The following is a 15,685-nucleotide window of genomic DNA, read 5'->3' on the forward strand; positions in this document are numbered from 1 at the left end:
TTGCAGTGCCGGATCTCGAAGTCCGGGCCCAGAGCGTCCACCGTCGCGGGCGACAGCTCTTCAGCGATGAGTACGACAGGTTTCGAGCTCACGTGTGTCCTCACAAGTCCATTGCGGACGGCCGTCCCGACGGCCGCAGGCGGTGAAGGATTGCCGCGTGAAAGACGCACGACGCTGTGGGCCCGACGCGTATGTAGTGCTGCAGTCTAGTGGCGACGCGCCGTGTTCACGCGCCTCCGCAGAAGGATCACCCGCACGTGCACATCAGCGTGCATGATCCAGCACGCGCACAATTTAGCCCCTCCGGCGATTGAGGAGCGGGGTCCGGGGCGGAGCCCCGTGCCGGCACCTCAGGCGGACAGGCACGGCCGCGGCACCGGGGCGCACCCCCGGTACCACGGCCGGACCGACGGAGTCACTCGTCGTCGTTGACCCACGACATCAGCTTGCGCAGTTCCTTGCCGGTGGTCTCCAGCAGGGACTCGGCGTCAGCCGTCTTGTACTCGTTGTACTTCTTCAGACCGCCGTGGTACTCGTCCATCCACGCCTGGGCGAAGGTGCCGTCCTGGATCTCGGCGAGGACCTTCTTCATCTCGGCCTTGGTGGCGTCCGTGATGATCCGCGGGCCGGTGACGTAGTCGCCCCACTCGGCGGTCTCGGAGATCGACCAGCGCATCTTCTCCAGGCCGCCCTCGTACATGAGGTCGACGATGAGCTTCAGCTCGTGCAGGCACTCGAAGTACGCGATCTCCGGCTGGTAACCGGCCTCGGTCAGCGTCTCGAAGCCGGCCTTGACCAGCGCGGCCGTACCACCGCAGAGGACGGCCTGCTCACCGAACAGGTCGGTCTCGGTCTCCTCGGTGAAGGTCGTCTTGATGACGCCGGCGCGGGTGCCGCCGATGCCCTTCGCGTACGAGAGCGCCAGCGGGAAGCCGTTGCCGGTCGCGTCCTGCTCGACGGCCGCGATACACGGAACGCCGCGGCCCTCCTCGTACTGGCGGCGGACCAGGTGGCCCGGGCCCTTGGGGGCGACCATGCAGACATCGACGCCGGCCGGGGGCTTGATGAAGCCGAAGCGGATGTTCAGGCCGTGGCCGAAGAACAGCGCGTCGCCGTCGTTCAGGTTGTCCTTGATGGACTCCTCGTAGACCTGGGCCTGGATCGGGTCCGGGACGAGGATCATGATGACGTCGGCCTCGGCGGCGGCCTCCGAGGGGGTCACCACGCGCAGGCCCTGCTCCTCGGCCTTCGCCTTGGACTTGGAGCCCTCGTGCAGACCGACCCGGACGTCGACGCCCGAGTCACGGAGCGACAGCGCATGGGCGTGGCCCTGACTGCCGTAACCGATGACCGCGACCTTGCGGCCCTGGATGATGGACAGGTCGGCGTCAGCGTCGTAGAACAGCTCGGCCACTTTGGGTTCTCTCCTTGGTGTGCAGGTGTTGCGTCCCACCGTATGCCGGAGGGATGGGGGGAAGTTCCGGGGTCTCGGAATGCGGGCGGCCGACGGCTGCCGACCACCCGTTTCCGGTCGTACTCGCATCTCTTACGAGGCTCCGCGCGCGGCGGGGCCCGGGGGTCTACGCGGACCGCTCCAGGGCCCGCAGCGACCGGTCGGTGATCGAACGGGAGCCGCGGCCGATGGCGATCGTGCCGGACTGGACCAGCTCCTTGATGCCGAACGGCTCCAGCATCTTGAGCATGGCCTCCAGCTTGTCGGCGCCGCCGGTGGCCTCGATGGTGACGGCCTCCGGGGAGACGTCGACGGTCTTGGCGCGGAACAGCTGGACGATCTCCACGATCTGGGAACGCGTCTCGTTGTCGGCGCGCACCTTCACCAGAACGAGTTCGCGCTGAACGGCCGCGCCGGGTTCCAGCTCGACGATCTTCAGCACGTTGACGAGCTTGTTGAGCTGCTTGGTGACCTGTTCGAGCGGGAGTGCCTCGATCACGTTCACCACGATGGTGATGCGCGAGATGTCGGGGTGCTCGGTGACCCCGACGGCGAGGGAGTCGATGTTGAAGCCGCGGCGGGAGAACAGGGCGGTGATCCGGGCGAGGACACCGGGCTTGTTCTCCACCAGGACGGAGAGCGTGTGCTTGGACATGGGTCTGCTTCCTTTACCTACGGCTCTCAGTCGTCTTCGTTGTCGCCGAAGTCGGGGCGGACGTCCCGGGCGGCCAGGATCTCGTCGTTCGAGGTGCCGGCGGCGACCATCGGCCACACCATGGCGTCCTCGTGGACGATGAAGTCGATCACGACGGGACGGTCGTTGATCGAGTTCGCCTCTTCGATGACCTTGTCCAGGTCGTCGGCCGACTCGCAGCGGATCGCGTAGCAGCCCATGGCCTCCGACAGCTTCACGAAGTCGGGGACGCGGGTGCCGGCGCTCGGCTGCTTGCCGTCGGCGTCCGGACCGGAGTGCAGCACGGTGTTGGAGTACCGCTGGTTGTAGAAGAGGGTCTGCCACTGGCGGACCATCCCGAGGGCGCCGTTGTTGATGATGGCGACCTTGATCGGGATGTTGTTCAGGGCGCAGGTGGTGAGTTCCTGATTGGTCATCTGGAAGCAGCCGTCACCGTCGATCGCCCAGACCGTGCGGTCCGGTGCGCCGGCCTTGGCGCCCATCGCGGCCGGGACCGCGTAGCCCATGGTCCCGGCGCCGCCGGAGTTCAGCCAGGTCGCGGGCTGCTCGTACTGGATGTAGTGCGCGGCCCACATCTGGTGCTGGCCCACACCCGCGGCGAAGATCGTTCCCTGCGGGGCGAGTTGTCCGACGCGCTCGATGACCTGCTGCGGGGAGAGCGAGCCGTTGTCGGGCTGCTCGTACCCCAGCGGGTAGGTCTCGCGCCAGCGGCCGAGGTCCTTCCACCAGGCGGTGTAGTCGCCGGGGTGACCGTCGCTGTGCTCCTTCTGCACGGCCTGGATCAGATCCGCGATGACCTCGCGGGCGTCTCCGACGATCGGCACGTCGGCGGCGCGGTTCTTGCCGATCTCGGCCGGGTCGATATCGGCGTGGACGATCTTCGCGTGCGGGGCGAAGCTGTCCAGCTTGCCGGTGACACGGTCGTCGAAGCGGGCTCCGAGGGCGACGATCAGGTCGGCCTTCTGCAGCGCGGTGACGGCGGTGACCGAACCGTGCATGCCCGGCATTCCCACGTGCAGCGGGTGGCTGTCGGGGAATGCGCCGAGCGCCATCAGTGTGGTGGTGACGGGCGCTCCGGTGAGTTCTGCGAGGACCTTCAGTTCGGCGGTGGCACCGGACTTGATGACGCCGCCGCCGACGTAGAGGACGGGCCTCTTCGCCTGGGTGATCAGCCGGGCCGCCTCGCGGATCTGCTTGGCGTGCGGCTTGGTCACCGGGCGGTAGCCGGGCAGGTCCATGACCGGCGGCCAGGAGAAGGTGGTCCTGGCCTGGAGGATGTCCTTGGGGATGTCGACCAGGACCGGCCCGGGACGGCCGCTGGAGGCGATGTGGAACGCCTGCGCGATCGCCTGGGGGATGTCCTCCGCCCTGGTGACCAGGAAGCTGTGCTTGGTGATCGGCATGGTGATGCCGACGATGTCCGCCTCCTGGAAGGCGTCCGTGCCGATCGCCTTGGAGACGACCTGTCCCGTGATCGCGACCAGCGGCACGGAGTCCATGTGGGCGTCCGCGATCGGGGTGACCAGGTTGGTGGCGCCCGGCCCGGACGTCGCCATGCACACCCCGACCTTGCCGGTGGCCTGCGCGTATCCGGTGGCCGCGTGGCCTGCGCCCTGCTCGTGGCGGACCAGCACGTGCCGCACCCGCTTGGAGTCCATCAGCGGGTCGTACGCCGGAAGGATGGTGCCGCCGGGAATGCCGAATACCGTGTCGGCCCCGACCTCCTCAAGGGAGCGGACGAGGGACTGCGCTCCCGTCACCTGCTCGGGGGCGGACTGTTGTCCTCCGGAACGGGGCCGCGGCTGCGGGTGGTGGGCCCCGGTGGCCTGCTCGGTCATCGGCATTCTCTTCTCGATGCTGAGGGTTTTTGCGAGTTTTGAGCGGTGTGCGCTTACTGATCGACAGTCACTCGTGCAACAAAAAACCCCTCGTGCCGTGAGGCAGGCGAGGGGAGCGCGTCGGGTGCGGTAGCGGGGACTTCCGGGTCATCGATCCGGTGCTTCCCAGCTCAGCCGACGCGCTTTCCAAGTACGAGAATTCGGGTGCGCATGGCACAGACCCTCCCCCCGGCGCGCTGTGCGTGTCAAGTGGGTGGGACGGGAGTCTCATTATGTGAGCGCAGCGCGAGACCCGTTCCATACCCTCCGGAGGCGGCTCCCGCCGCATACGCACTTGCGCCCCCACCTGCGAAGACGCTGCTTCCACCACCTCCCGCGAAGACGGGTTCGACGGGGCCGTGGGGCACGGCGTAGACACCCCCGGCGAGTGCTCGGCGCATTCGGTACTCGTCCAGCGGTCCGGAGAAGGCCACGCCCTGTCCATGGGTGCAGCCCATCGAGCGCAGGGCGATGACCTGCTCGGGCAGATCGACGCCGTCGGCCACGGACTGCAGCCCCAGGTCGTTGGCGATCCGCAGCAGCCCGCTGGTGATCTTGTGCAGCCGGGCGGACTCGACGACGCCCTCGACCAGACCGCGGTCCAGCTTCAGTACGTCGACGGGGAGCCGGCGCAGCGCGGTGATCGTGGCGTAGCCGCTGCCGAAGCCTTCCAGGGCGATCCGCACACCGAGCCGCCTGAGCGTCTTCAGGCGGCGCTCCAGCTCGTCCAGGGAGACCTTGGGGTCCGTCTCGGCCAGTTCCACGATCAGGGCGCCCGAGGGCAGTCCGTGGCGGGTGAGGAGGGCCTCCACGGAACTCAGCGGCATGGAGCGGTCGAGGAGTCTGCGGGCGGTCATGCGGACGGCGACGGGCACGGCGAGCCCGGTGGCCGCGCGCTCGGCGGCCTGTTCGACCGCCTCCTCCAGCATCCAGCGGCCGAGCTCGGCGGTGCGGTCGCTGTCCTCGGCGACGCGCAGGAACTCGGCGGGCGTGAACAGCACGCCCTGGGCCGAGCGCCAGCGCGCCTGCGCGGCCACCGCGGTGATCCGGCCGGTGTCCAGACAGACCACGGGCTGGTGCAGCAGGGCGAACTCGCCGTCGTGCAGGGCGGCGCGCAGCCTGGTGGCCAGCTCCGCCTTGCGGACGACGTCCTGCTGCATCTGTGGCACGTACAGCTCGACGCGGCCCTTGCCCGCCGCCTTCGCGCGGTACATCGCCAGGTCGGCGTTGCGCAGCAGTTCGCCGGCGCCCAGGCCCGGCTCGGAGAAGGACACCCCGATGGAGGCGGCGACCCGGACATCGTTGCCGTCGATGAGGTACGGCTGCGACAGGGTCGTACGCAGCCGGTCGGCGAGTTCGAAGATGTGGCGCTCGCGCGCGGTGCGGTCGCGGGAGCCGTCACCGACGATGAGGGCCGCGAACTCGTCGCCGCCGAGCCGGGAGGCGGTGTCCCCCTTGCGGACCGCGTCCTGGAGCCTGCGGGCGGCCTGCACGAGGAGTTCGTCGCCGGCCTGGTGGCCGATGGTGTCGTTGACCGCCTTGAAGCCGTCGAGGTCGATGAAGAGCACGGCGGTGCCGTGGTCGGAGGAGCGGCGGCCGGAGAGCGCCTGTCCGACGCGCTGGGTGAACAGGGCGCGGTTGGGCAGGTCGGTCAGCGGGTCGTGTTCGGCGTTGTGCTGCAACTGGGCCTGCAGGCGGACCCGTTCGGTCACGTCACGGCTGTTGAAGATGAGGCCGCCGTGGTGGCGGTTGACGGTCGACTCGACGTTGAGCCAGCCTCCCCCGCTCTCGGCTCCGCCCGGCCGGGAGGTGCCCCCGCCGCCGGACCGGAAGCGGCACTCGATGCGGGTGGTGGGTTCCTCCGCGGGGCTCGCGGCGAGGAAGCGGCGCACCTCGTGCACCACGCAGCCCAGGTCCTCCGGGTGGATCAGCGTGGCGAGTTCGGACCCGACCAGCTCTTCCGCGGGCCGTCCGTAGACCCCGGCCGCGGCCGGGCTGACGTACCGCAGGATGCCGTTCGGAGCGGCGATCATGATGACGTCGCTGGAGCCCTGCACCAGGGAGCGGAAGTGGTTCTCCTTCTGCGCCAGTTCGTGGGTGAGGGTGATGTTGTCGACGAGCATGATGCCCTGGCGCACGACAAGGGCGAGCACGACCGTGCCCCCGGTGACGAGCACCACGCGGTCGACGCTGCGGCCGTTGAGCACGTTGTAGAGAATCCCCAGCGTGCAGACGGCGGCGGCCAGGTAGGGGGTGAGCGCCGCCAGCGAACTGCTGATGGGCCGACTGAGGGGGTACCGGCTGTGACCTCCCTCCTGGAGGGGCACGTGTGCCGGTTGTCCCTGCCGGGGCCCGGGCACATGGCCGTACACCACGCGCGTGTGCCCCTCTTCTTCCGTGTGTCCGTGCCCCTGCCCCACCCAGGGGGCGTAGGCGAGCAGCAGTGAGCCGGCGAACCAGCCCGCGTCGAGCAACTGCCCGGAGCGGTAGTCGTTGTGGAGCAGTGGCGAGGTGAACAGGGCGTCGCACATGACCGTCAGGGCCAGCGCCCCGATCGCGGTGTTCACCGCGGAGCGGTTCACCGCCGACCGCCTGAAGTGCAGTGCGAGCACCATGCTCACGAGAGCGATGTCGAGCAGCGGATACGCGAGCGACAGCGCGGTGTGCGGAACGCTCGGCTCCTCCGCCTTGGCCGCCTGGGCGAGCGCGAGACTCCAGGAGAGCGTCAGCAGCGAGCCGCCGATCAGCCAGGCGTCGAGGCCCAGGCAGACCCAACCGGCCTTGCTCACCGGTCGTTTGGCGAGGACGAGCAGTCCCACGATGGCCGGTGGGGCGAAGCACAGGAAGAACAGGTCGGCCCAGCTGGGGCTGGGCACCGGGCTCTCCAGGACGACCTCGTACCAGCCCCAGACGAGGTTGCCCACCGCCGCCATCGCGGAGGAGAGCGAGAAGAGCAGCCATGCGGGTCGAAAGCGGCTGCGCCGGGTGCGGGCGCAGAGGAAGCAGGAGACGGCCGCGGTGGCGGCCGCCGCGCTCAGCCCGAAGTCGCCCATGATCAGGGCGAGTCGTGGTGAGCCCCAGCCGAGCGCGGAACCGACGGCGTATCCCGCGCACATCAGGGCGAGCACGAGTTGCGGGACCAGGCCCGTCGCGCCCCCGGCGACCTGACCGCGGGCGAGCACCGCCCCCGGGGAGGTCACTGTGTCTCTCCGGGCCGAGCCGCCCCCGAGTCCCTCTGGTCCCGGTGCGCCGGATGGGCGTGACGCCTGCGCCCACTTGGCCGGCGGTGGTGATGGCCGCTGTGGCCGCATCTGCGCGCGGGTGGACACCAGGGTCGCCGTCGGCGACCCCGTCGCGTCGGATCGTTGGTCCATAGGCCGTGCATCGCCCGTCGCCCCCCTCGCTGTTGCTGTCTCTCAGTCCCCGGCGCCGGATGGTGCGCGGCGCAGCCCCTGTCGGGACGATACACCAGTCTCGTCACTCAGGGACATAGTTCCTCTACGCTCCGTGACGGCCGGAGAAGAAATGGACACGGCGCGCGTTCGATGGAATGCGGAGGGTACCCATGGGTGCCCGCCGTACGCGCCCGGACGGGAGAGGGGAGGACTACGAGCCCGTCGTAAGGACCACGTTCCGCAGTGGCTCCCGGTTCACGAAGCGGTTCAACTGGTCCAGGAGGAGCCGCCGGGCCCGTGGGAGGAACGCGGAGGTGGGGCCGCCCACATGGGGGCTGATGAGTACGTTCGGGGCGTGCCACAGAGGGTGCCCCGGCGGCAGCGGTTCGGGGTCGGTGACGTCCAGGGCCGCCCGGAGCCGGCCGCTCTCCAGCTCGGCGAGGAGCGCCCCGGTGTCGACGACACCGCCGCGGCCCACGTTCACGAGGAGCGCCCCGTCCTTCATGCGGGCCAGGAAATCGGCTCCGGCCAGGCCTTTCGTCTGCTCGGTGAGCGGCGTGATGAGCACCACCACATCGGCTTCCGGCAGGAGCTCCCGCAGGGCGGAAATCGGATGCACGGGGCCGCGCGCGGTCTCACGTGCGGAGCGCGCGACGCGCGCCACCCGCGCGAGCTCGAACGGCGCGAGCCGGTCCTCGATGGCCGAACCCACCGCTCCGTAGCCGACGATGAGAACGCTCTTGTCCGCGAGCGCGGGACGGAACCCGGACCGCCACTCCTCGCTGTCCTGCCCGCGGACGAAGTCGGGGACACCGCGCAGCGAGGCGAGGATCAGGGTGAGGGTGAGTTCGGCGGTGCTCGCGTCGTGCACACCGCGCGCGTTGCACAACCGCACTCCCCCGGGCAGCAGTTCAAGGCCCGGCTGCACATGGTCGATGCCTGCCGACAGGGTCTGCACGACCTGTACGGAGGTCATGCCGGCCAGGGGCCGCACGGAGACGTCGCCGCCCTTCATGTAGGGCACGACGTAGAAGGCGCAGTCGGCGGGGTCCGCGGGAAAGTCCTCCTCACCGTTCCAGTAGCGGTAGTCGAGTCCCTGGGGAAGGCCGTCGAGTTCGTCGGGCTGAAACGGGAGCCACACTTCGTACGTCATGGTCAGGAGGCTATGCGAAGCACCCGTGGACGCAGAGGTTAGTTTGGGGTGCCAGGAGAGGGAGGGCACGGCCAGGTGGAGCGCAGGACGATCGGGGCGGCGGCGCTCGAAGTGGGGGCTGTCGGTCTCGGGTGCATGCCGATGAGCTGGGCGTACGCGGGTTCGCGGCAGCGGGGTGCCGAATCGCTGCGGACCGTGCACGCGGCCCTCGACCGGGGCGTCACGCTCCTGGACACCGCCGACATGTACGGGCCGTTCACCAATGAGCTGCTGGTGGGCCGCGCGCTGAAGGGACGGCGCGCGGAGGCCTTCGTGTCGACCAAGGTCGGCCTGCTGGTGGGTGAGCAGCACATCGTGGCCAACGGCCGCCCCGGCTATGTGAAGCGGGCGTGCGACGCCTCGCTGCGGCGCTTGCAGACGGATGTCATAGATCTCTACCAACTGCACCGCGAGGACCCGGAGGTGCCGGTCGAGGAGACCTGGGGCGCGATGGCGGAGCTCGTCTCGGCCGGGAAGGTGCGGGCTCTGGGGCTGTGCGCGGTGGGCGCCCGGGCGGGCCGCGGGCCGGGTGCGCGGCTGCACGACGGGACGATACGGAAGCTGGAGCGGGTGCAGCAGGTCTTCCCGGTGAGCGCGGTGGAGGCCGAGCTGTCGGTGTGGTCGCCGGAGGCGCTGGAGTCCCTGCTGCCGTGGTGCGAGGCGCGCGGGGTCGGTTTCCTGGCCGCGATGCCGCTCGGCAACGGCTTCCTGACCGGGACCCTCACTCCCGGCGAGGGGTTCGAGCCCGACGACCTGCGGGCCAGGCATCCCCGGTTCACCGCCGAGATGATGGCCTCGAACCAGCCGATCGTCGTCGGGCTGCGCCGCATCGCCGCCCGCCACTCGGCCGCGTCGCAGGGCGCCGACGTCACTCCCGCGCAGGTGGCTCTCGCGTGGGTGCTGTCGCGCGGGGAGCAGGTGGTTCCGGTGCCCGGGACCAAGCGGGAGTGCTGGGCCGCGGAGAACGCGGCGGCTGCCGGGTTGCGGCTGACGGCGGAGGATCTCGCCGAGGTGGCGGAACTGCCGGCGGCGCTGGGGTCCTGGGACTGAACGGGATTCGGGGGCCCGAGCCGGGGTCTTGCGGCTGGGCCGGGGTCTTGCGGCTGGGCCGGGACACTCGGACCTAGCCCTGGTCCCGGAGCCTAATCGCCCGGTTCGGGCGGGGGTCCGGTGATTCGGTGTCCGTGATCGGGAACCCGGGAGGCCCGGGCGGTGTATGAAAAGTAGAACCTGCCACGTCGAAGGGATCCTGCATCGTGCAACGTCGAGCTGTGACGGCCGTGTTGGCCGCAGCCACGCTCCTGCTGACGGCCGGATGCTCCTCGGACGACGGGGGGAGTTCGGACGGCGGCGGGAGCACGCCCTGGGTCTCTCCGAAGCCCGGCACCTCGCCCCCGGCCTCCGAACGGGCCGCCGAGGAGGCACCGCCCGCCGAGGGCTCCGTGAAGGTCCTGCGGACCGTCACCGAGGGCCTCAAGACACCCTGGGGCCTGGCGCCCCTGCCCGAGGGCGGCCTCCTGGTGTCCTCGCGCGACGAGGGGACGATCACCCTGGTCGACGAGAAGACCGGCAAGAAGACCGAGGTCGGCTCGGTGCCCGGGGTCGCCCCCGGCGGCGAGGGCGGCCTGATGGGCCTGGCCCTGTCCCCGACGTACGCGTCGGACCACATGGTCTACGCGTACTTCACCTCGGACTCGGACAACCGCATCGTGCGCATGCAGTACGACGCGAAGAGGCCGGCCGGTGAGCGGCTGGGCGCCCCCGACACGGTGTTCCGGGGCATCCCCAAGGGCACGAACCACAACGGCGGCCGGATCGCCTTCGGCCCGGACAAGATGCTGTACGTGGGCACGGGTGAGACCTATGTCACCGAGCTGGCCCAGGACAAGAAGTCGACGGGCGGCAAGATCCTCCGCCTGACCCCGGAGGGCGAGCCGGCACCGGGCAACCCCTTCGACTCGCCCGTCTACTCGTACGGGCACCGCAATGTGCAGGGCCTGGCCTGGGACTCAAAGCAGCGGCTGTTCGCCTCGGAGTTCGGCCAGGACACCTGGGACGAGCTGAACCACATCAAGCCGGGCGGCAACTACGGCTGGCCGGACGTGGAGGGCAAGTCCGACGACTCCCGGTACGAGAGCCCGATCGACCAGTGGAGCACCGACGAGGCCTCTCCCAGCGGTATCGCCTACGTGGAGGGCTCCGTCTGGATGGCGGGCCTGCGCGGCAAGCGGCTGTGGCGCATCCCGCTCAAGGGCACGGAGGAGTCGGCGAAGCCCCAGGCCTTCCTGGAGGGCACGTACGGCCGGCTGCGCACGGTGGTGTCGGCGGGCGGCGACAAGCTGTGGCTGGTCACGAGCGAGACGGACGGCAGGGGCACCCCGGGCAGCGGGGACGACCGGATCCTGGAGCTGCAGGTGAAGTGAGACGAGGCGAGATCAGGTGAGGTGGGGTGAAGCGAGATGCTTAGGCGGGAGCTTCCGGGTCGTCCCGCTCCTGCGACTCGCGCTCCCCCTCCGGCCCGTCCCGCTCCCCCGTGGGCTGCGTCGGCGGGCGTACGACCACCTTGCCCGAGGTCAGATCTATGGGGCCCCGTCCGGGGTCGCCGTCGTTCAGATCCACGCGGGTCAGTTCCAGCCGCTTGTTCTCGTCCTCGGTGTGCTTGCGGCCCGGTGCGAACAGGTTCTCGATCATGTTGAACACAGCGGCTCCCTCGGCCCGGCGTCTCTTACAGCGTAAACCTCACCTCGTGGAAGTCATCCGGCTCGTCCGGTCGGGCGGGCGGCGGCCGTCTCCGGCGGGAACAGCCGCATCCGGTGCGCGACGGCCGCTGCCTCCCCGCGACCGGAGACGCCGAGTTTGGACAGGATGTTCGAGACGTGGACGCTGGCCGTCTTCGGGGAGATGAAGAGCTCCTCGGCGATCTGGCGGTTGGTGCGGCCGACGGCGACCAGTCGCAGGACGTCACGCTCGCGGCTGGTGAGGCCCAGCGCCTCCACCGGGTCGGCGGGAGCGAGGGTGGTCCGCCCGGCCGGGCGGGCGAGGGTGAGGCGGGCGCGCTGTGCGAGCAGGGCGACGGCGTCGGTGAGCGGCCGTGCGCCGAGGTGGTCGGCGACGGCCCGGGCCAGCCGCAGCAGTTCGGTGGCGCGGCCCCGCTCCTCCTCGGTACCGCCGGAGCCCAGCAGGGCCTCAGCGAGCCGGTAGCGGACGCGGGCCAGGTCGTACGGGCGCTCCAGCGGTTCGAACGCCGCGACGGCCTCGGACCAGTCGTCCGGGGTGTCCCGGCTCTCGGCACGCAGCAGTTCGACGCGTACCCAGCGCTCGTACGCCTGCCATACGGGGACGTTCGTGGCGAGGGACTTGGCGGTCGTGCGCAGGCGCTCGACGAGTTCGGCGCGGCCCGGTTCGGCGGCGGGCAGTCCGCGGGCGTCGGCCTCCGCGGTCGCCGCGGCGAGCAGCAGGGGCCAGCCGTAGCGCTGGGTGCCCGGCGGGAAGCCGAGACCCAGTGCCTCGTCCAGTTCGGTGCGGGCGTCGAGGAGGCGGCCCTCGCCGGCGGCGATGCCGATGGCGAGGGTGGTCAGGGGCAGCGCGTTCTGGGGCACGGCGTCGTGGGTGCCGAAGTGGCCGCGGGCCTCGGCCAGTCGGGCGCGTGCGGTGGGCAGGTCGCCCCGGGCCAGTTCGAGGCGGGCGTGGAGCATGGTGCGAAAGCCCCGGGGTTTGGCGCTCTGGCCGACCCGCTCGGAGTTGTATCCGGCTTCGGCGGCCTCGGGCCAGCGGCCCAGCGAGAAGAGGGACTCGCCGAGGTTGCCCCAGACCCAGGCCTCGGTGTCCAGGAGGCCGTATCTGCGGGTGAGCCGGACGCCTTCCTCCAGGATGCCGACGGCTTCCTGGGAGCGGCCGACGCCCTCCAGGTGGGAGGGCAGGTTCACATGGGCGCGGCCCATCACGTAGGCGGCGCCGAGTTCCATGGCCCGTTCCTTGACCTCGTGGACCTCGGCGAGGCCGGCGCCGATGTCGCCGGACTCCACGAGGAGGCCGCCCAGGGTGAGGCGGGCGTTCAGCTCGATGTCGCGGGCTCCGACCATGCGGGCGTACTGCACGGCGCGTTCGGCGGCCTGGAGCGCGTCCGGGCCGGGCCGGTGCACCATCAGCCAGTTGGCGACGTGGGCGAGGACGTCGGCGTGCACCTCGGAGGGCGGCAGTCCCCGGACGAGGTCCTGCGCGGTGCCGAGTTCCTGCCAGCCGTCGCCGAGGCCCTGTCCCTCGACGAGGCGGGAGCGCTGGATCCAGAACCAGGCGGCGCGCAGGGGGTCCTGCTCGTCCTCCAGGAGGTGCAGGGCCCGTTTGGTTATCTTCAGCGCGCGTTTGCGTTCCCCGCAGAACCGGCCCGCGACGGCGGCCTCGGCCATGAGGTCGAGGTAGTGCAGCGGGGTGGTGGACGGGTCGCGGCCGTCGGCGCTCCCGCCGCGTACTTCGGGCAGTGCGGGCGGATAGGCCTCGCTGTAGTCGGCGGTGCGCAGGGCGGCGCGTACGGGCTCGGGGGCGGTGTCCCACAGTTCCATCGCCCGTTCCAGGAGGCGTACCTGCTCCGAGTAGGCGTGCCGGCGGCGGGCCGCGACGGAGGCGTCGAGGACGGCGGGCAGGGCCTTGGCGGCGTCGTGCGCGTGGTACCAGTGGCTGGCCAGCCGGGCGGCGCGCTCGCCTGCCGGTACGAGCGAGGGGTCGGCCTCCAGGACTTCCGCGTACCGGCGGTTGAGGCGGGAGCGCTCGCCGGGGAGCAGGTCGTCGCCGACGGCCTCGCGCACGAGGGAGTGGCGGAAGCGGTAGCCGTCGCCGTCGTGCGTCGCGAGGAGGATGTTGGCGCCGACGGCGGCCCGCAGTGCCTCGATGAGGTCGTCCTCGGAGAGCCGGGCCACGGCGGCGAGCAGCCGGTACTCCACGGTCGAGCCGCCCTCGGCGACGATCCTGGCGACCCGCTGGGAGCTCTCGGGCAGGCTCTCGACGCGGACGAGGAGCAGGTCGCGCAGGGAGTCGGTGAGGCCGGTGGCGCAGCCGTCGAGGGCGGCGACGGCCAGTTCCTCGACGAAGAAGGCGTTGCCGTCGGAGCGGGCGAAGATGTCGTCGACCTGGACCGGGTCGGGCTCGGAGCCGAGGATTCCGGCGATCTGGCGGGCGACTTCGGCGCGGGTGAAGCGGCGCAGCTCGATCCGGCGGACGGTGCGCAGCCGGTCGAGTTCGGCGAGCAGCGGGCGCAGGGGGTGGCGGCGGTGGATGTCGTCGGCGCGGTAGGTGGCGACGACGAGGAGGTGGCCGCTGCGCAGGGTCCGGAAGAGGTAGGCGAGGAGGTGGCGGGTGGAGGCGTCCGCCCAGTGCAGGTCCTCCAGGAGGACGACGACGGGGCGGTCGGCGGCGACGCGTTCCAGGAGGCGGACGGTGAGTTCGAAGAGGCGGGCCATGCCGTCCTCGTCGTGCCGCCCGCGAGTGCTCTCCCCCAACTCGGGCAGCAGCCGGGCCAGTTCCTCCTCCTGGCCCGCGGCGGCGGCGGCCAGTGCGTCGGGCAGGTGGCGGCGCAGGGCCCGCAGGGCGGTGGAGAAGGGGGCGAAGGGGAGTCCGTCGGCGCCGATCTCGACGCAGCCGCCGACGGCCACGACGGTGCCCTCGCGGCAGGCGGCCGTCGCGAACTCCTCGATGAGCCGCGTCTTTCCGACGCCGGCCTCACCGCCGAGGAGCAATGCCTGTGGCTCGCCCGCGGCGGCACGGGCGAGCGCGTCGTTCAGTACGCCCAGCTCGTCGGCCCGACCGACGAAGACCGGACTGACGGACCTGGTCTCCACAGCGCCGAGCATCGCACAGGGGTCGGACACGGCGTCACTGGTTATCGGCGTCCCGCCCCGGACCACGGACGCGCCCGCCGGAGCCTTGCTCCCGCCCACCACCGCGGGCCCGTCCGCGTCGGCGGACGGGCCCGTGGTGGTGGTGCGTGCGGGGCGGCCGACCCCCGTGCGGCCGCCCTGCCGTGCCCCGGCGTTCACGCGGCGCGTGCGAACCGGGGCCTGCGGGAGCGGTGGCCGTTCACCCGCCCCTCGCCGTCGTGATCGGATCGCGCGGCCTCGTGGCGGGCGGCGCGGCGGGTGCGGGCGGCCTCGCGGGCCATGCGGTAGTTGTCGGCGGCGCGGATCATCTCCGCGGAACGGATCTGCTGGAGCTCGTACTCGAACATCTCGTACCCCTTGGGAAGAGTGACCGGCGGAAGGTCACCGTCGGTTTCGGCTTCGCTCGTTCGCGATGCCTCAACCTTCGTCTCCGAGGGGGGTGCGCCACATCGGGAGAGTTCCGCATCTTGGACGCGCGAGGGGCCTTAGTCCCGCCGTGAGTGGCTCACGGCGGGACTAAGGCCCCTCAGGACGTGCGGTCGTGCGCGTACGCGGGGTCGGTCAGCCGGTGGTCGTCGGCATGCCGAGGAGGACGTCGGAGTACTTGAGCGCGGCCAGCAGCAGGCCGATGACGCCGAGCGAGACACCCGCCCAGGCGACGGACTTGACCCACGGGGACTGCGCGGGAATCCGGTCCGGGTTGCCGAACGCGGGCCTCACCAGCACCACGACACCGACGATCAGCGCGGCCAGCGCGAAGAAGCCGGCGACGAGGGCGTTGGCGTTCCAGGAGTCGGCGTACACCTGCTTGATCTGGGTGGCGACGGGCGAGCCCTGCGCGGTCTCCAACTGGCCGTACAGCGAGTCGCGCGCCTGCGCGATGGTGCCGACCCAGCTGCCGGTCAGGGAGACGATGCCCAGTCCGGCGGAGACGACGGCGGCGGCGCCCAGGCCCACACCGGAACCGGTTCCCGCAGCGGCCACGACCTGCTCGTCCTGCTCCAGCTCGCCGTCGCCCTCACCGGCGAGGTCGTCCTCGTCCGGGTTCTCGGAGGTCTTGACCTCCTCGACCTCTCCGACCGCGCCGACGGCACCGTCGGTGCCCTTCTCGTCACTCTTTCCGAGCTTCACGGCCTCGTCGTCGCGCTGTGCCTCGGTGCCGGTCTCGATTCCGGCCTCGTTCTCTGTCTTGGTTCCCATGCTC

11 protein-coding genes are annotated in these 15,685 nt (G+C 71.0%); 2 read left to right on the forward strand and 9 right to left on the reverse strand.

Annotated elements, in window-relative coordinates; translation table 11 throughout:
- Positions 1-415 precede the first annotated feature (415 nt).
- From ilvC to ACFVH5_RS20835, 5 genes are all read right to left on the reverse strand, one after another.
- Positions 416-1,414 carry a ketol-acid reductoisomerase gene (gene ilvC, locus ACFVH5_RS20815; protein WP_107021903.1) on the reverse strand — a complete coding sequence of 333 codons (999 nt, stop codon included), beginning with the start codon at positions 1,412-1,414 and terminating at the stop codon, positions 416-418.
- A gap of 166 nt (positions 1,415-1,580) precedes the next feature.
- Positions 1,581-2,108: an acetolactate synthase small subunit gene (gene ilvN, locus ACFVH5_RS20820; RefSeq protein WP_189776235.1), complete on the reverse strand. Its 528-nt coding sequence runs from the start codon at positions 2,106-2,108 to the stop codon at positions 1,581-1,583.
- A 26-nt stretch (positions 2,109-2,134) separates the two neighbouring features.
- The gene (locus ACFVH5_RS20825) at positions 2,135-3,991 is read right to left on the reverse strand and encodes an acetolactate synthase large subunit (RefSeq protein WP_384807588.1); all 1,857 of its coding nucleotides are present in this window, start codon (positions 3,989-3,991) and stop codon (positions 2,135-2,137) included.
- A 239-nt stretch (positions 3,992-4,230) separates the two neighbouring features.
- Positions 4,231-7,335: a putative bifunctional diguanylate cyclase/phosphodiesterase gene (locus tag ACFVH5_RS20830; protein ID WP_385835158.1), complete on the reverse strand. Its 3,105-nt coding sequence runs from the start codon at positions 7,333-7,335 to the stop codon at positions 4,231-4,233.
- A 295-nt stretch (positions 7,336-7,630) separates the two neighbouring features.
- Positions 7,631-8,572: a 2-hydroxyacid dehydrogenase gene (locus ACFVH5_RS20835; RefSeq protein ID WP_385835122.1), complete on the reverse strand. Its 942-nt coding sequence runs from the start codon at positions 8,570-8,572 to the stop codon at positions 7,631-7,633.
- A 75-nt stretch (positions 8,573-8,647) separates the two neighbouring features.
- On the opposite strand from ACFVH5_RS20835, the gene ACFVH5_RS20840 reads away from it, so the two are divergent.
- The gene (locus ACFVH5_RS20840) at positions 8,648-9,661 is read left to right on the forward strand and encodes an aldo/keto reductase (RefSeq protein WP_385835123.1); all 1,014 of its coding nucleotides are present in this window, start codon (positions 8,648-8,650) and stop codon (positions 9,659-9,661) included.
- Positions 9,662-9,882: 221 nt separating this feature from the next.
- Positions 9,883-11,034 (forward strand): PQQ-dependent sugar dehydrogenase, encoded by a 1,152-nt coding sequence (locus tag ACFVH5_RS20845; protein WP_385835124.1) that lies wholly within the window; start codon positions 9,883-9,885, stop codon positions 11,032-11,034.
- A 40-nt stretch (positions 11,035-11,074) separates the two neighbouring features.
- On the opposite strand, the gene ACFVH5_RS20850 is transcribed toward ACFVH5_RS20845, so the two are convergent.
- From ACFVH5_RS20850 to ACFVH5_RS20865, 4 genes are all read right to left on the reverse strand, one after another.
- Entirely contained in the window at positions 11,075-11,302 is a 228-nt protein-coding gene (locus ACFVH5_RS20850; protein ID WP_385835159.1) for a DUF6191 domain-containing protein, read from the reverse strand.
- A gap of 62 nt (positions 11,303-11,364) precedes the next feature.
- Positions 11,365-14,454: an AAA family ATPase gene (locus ACFVH5_RS20855; RefSeq protein WP_385835160.1), complete on the reverse strand. Its 3,090-nt coding sequence runs from the start codon at positions 14,452-14,454 to the stop codon at positions 11,365-11,367.
- Positions 14,455-14,636: 182 nt separating this feature from the next.
- Positions 14,637-14,828: a hypothetical protein gene (locus ACFVH5_RS20860; protein ID WP_384807598.1), complete on the reverse strand. Its 192-nt coding sequence runs from the start codon at positions 14,826-14,828 to the stop codon at positions 14,637-14,639.
- A 214-nt stretch (positions 14,829-15,042) separates the two neighbouring features.
- Complete coding sequence (locus ACFVH5_RS20865; RefSeq protein WP_385835125.1) at positions 15,043-15,681, reverse strand: hypothetical protein; 639 nt, start codon at positions 15,679-15,681, stop codon at positions 15,043-15,045.
- Between the last annotated feature and the right edge of the window lie 4 nt (positions 15,682-15,685).

It is taken from the genome of Streptomyces sp. NPDC127119, from assembly GCF_042677425.1.
Taxonomy (GTDB): Bacteria; Actinomycetota; Actinomycetes; order Streptomycetales; family Streptomycetaceae; genus Streptomyces.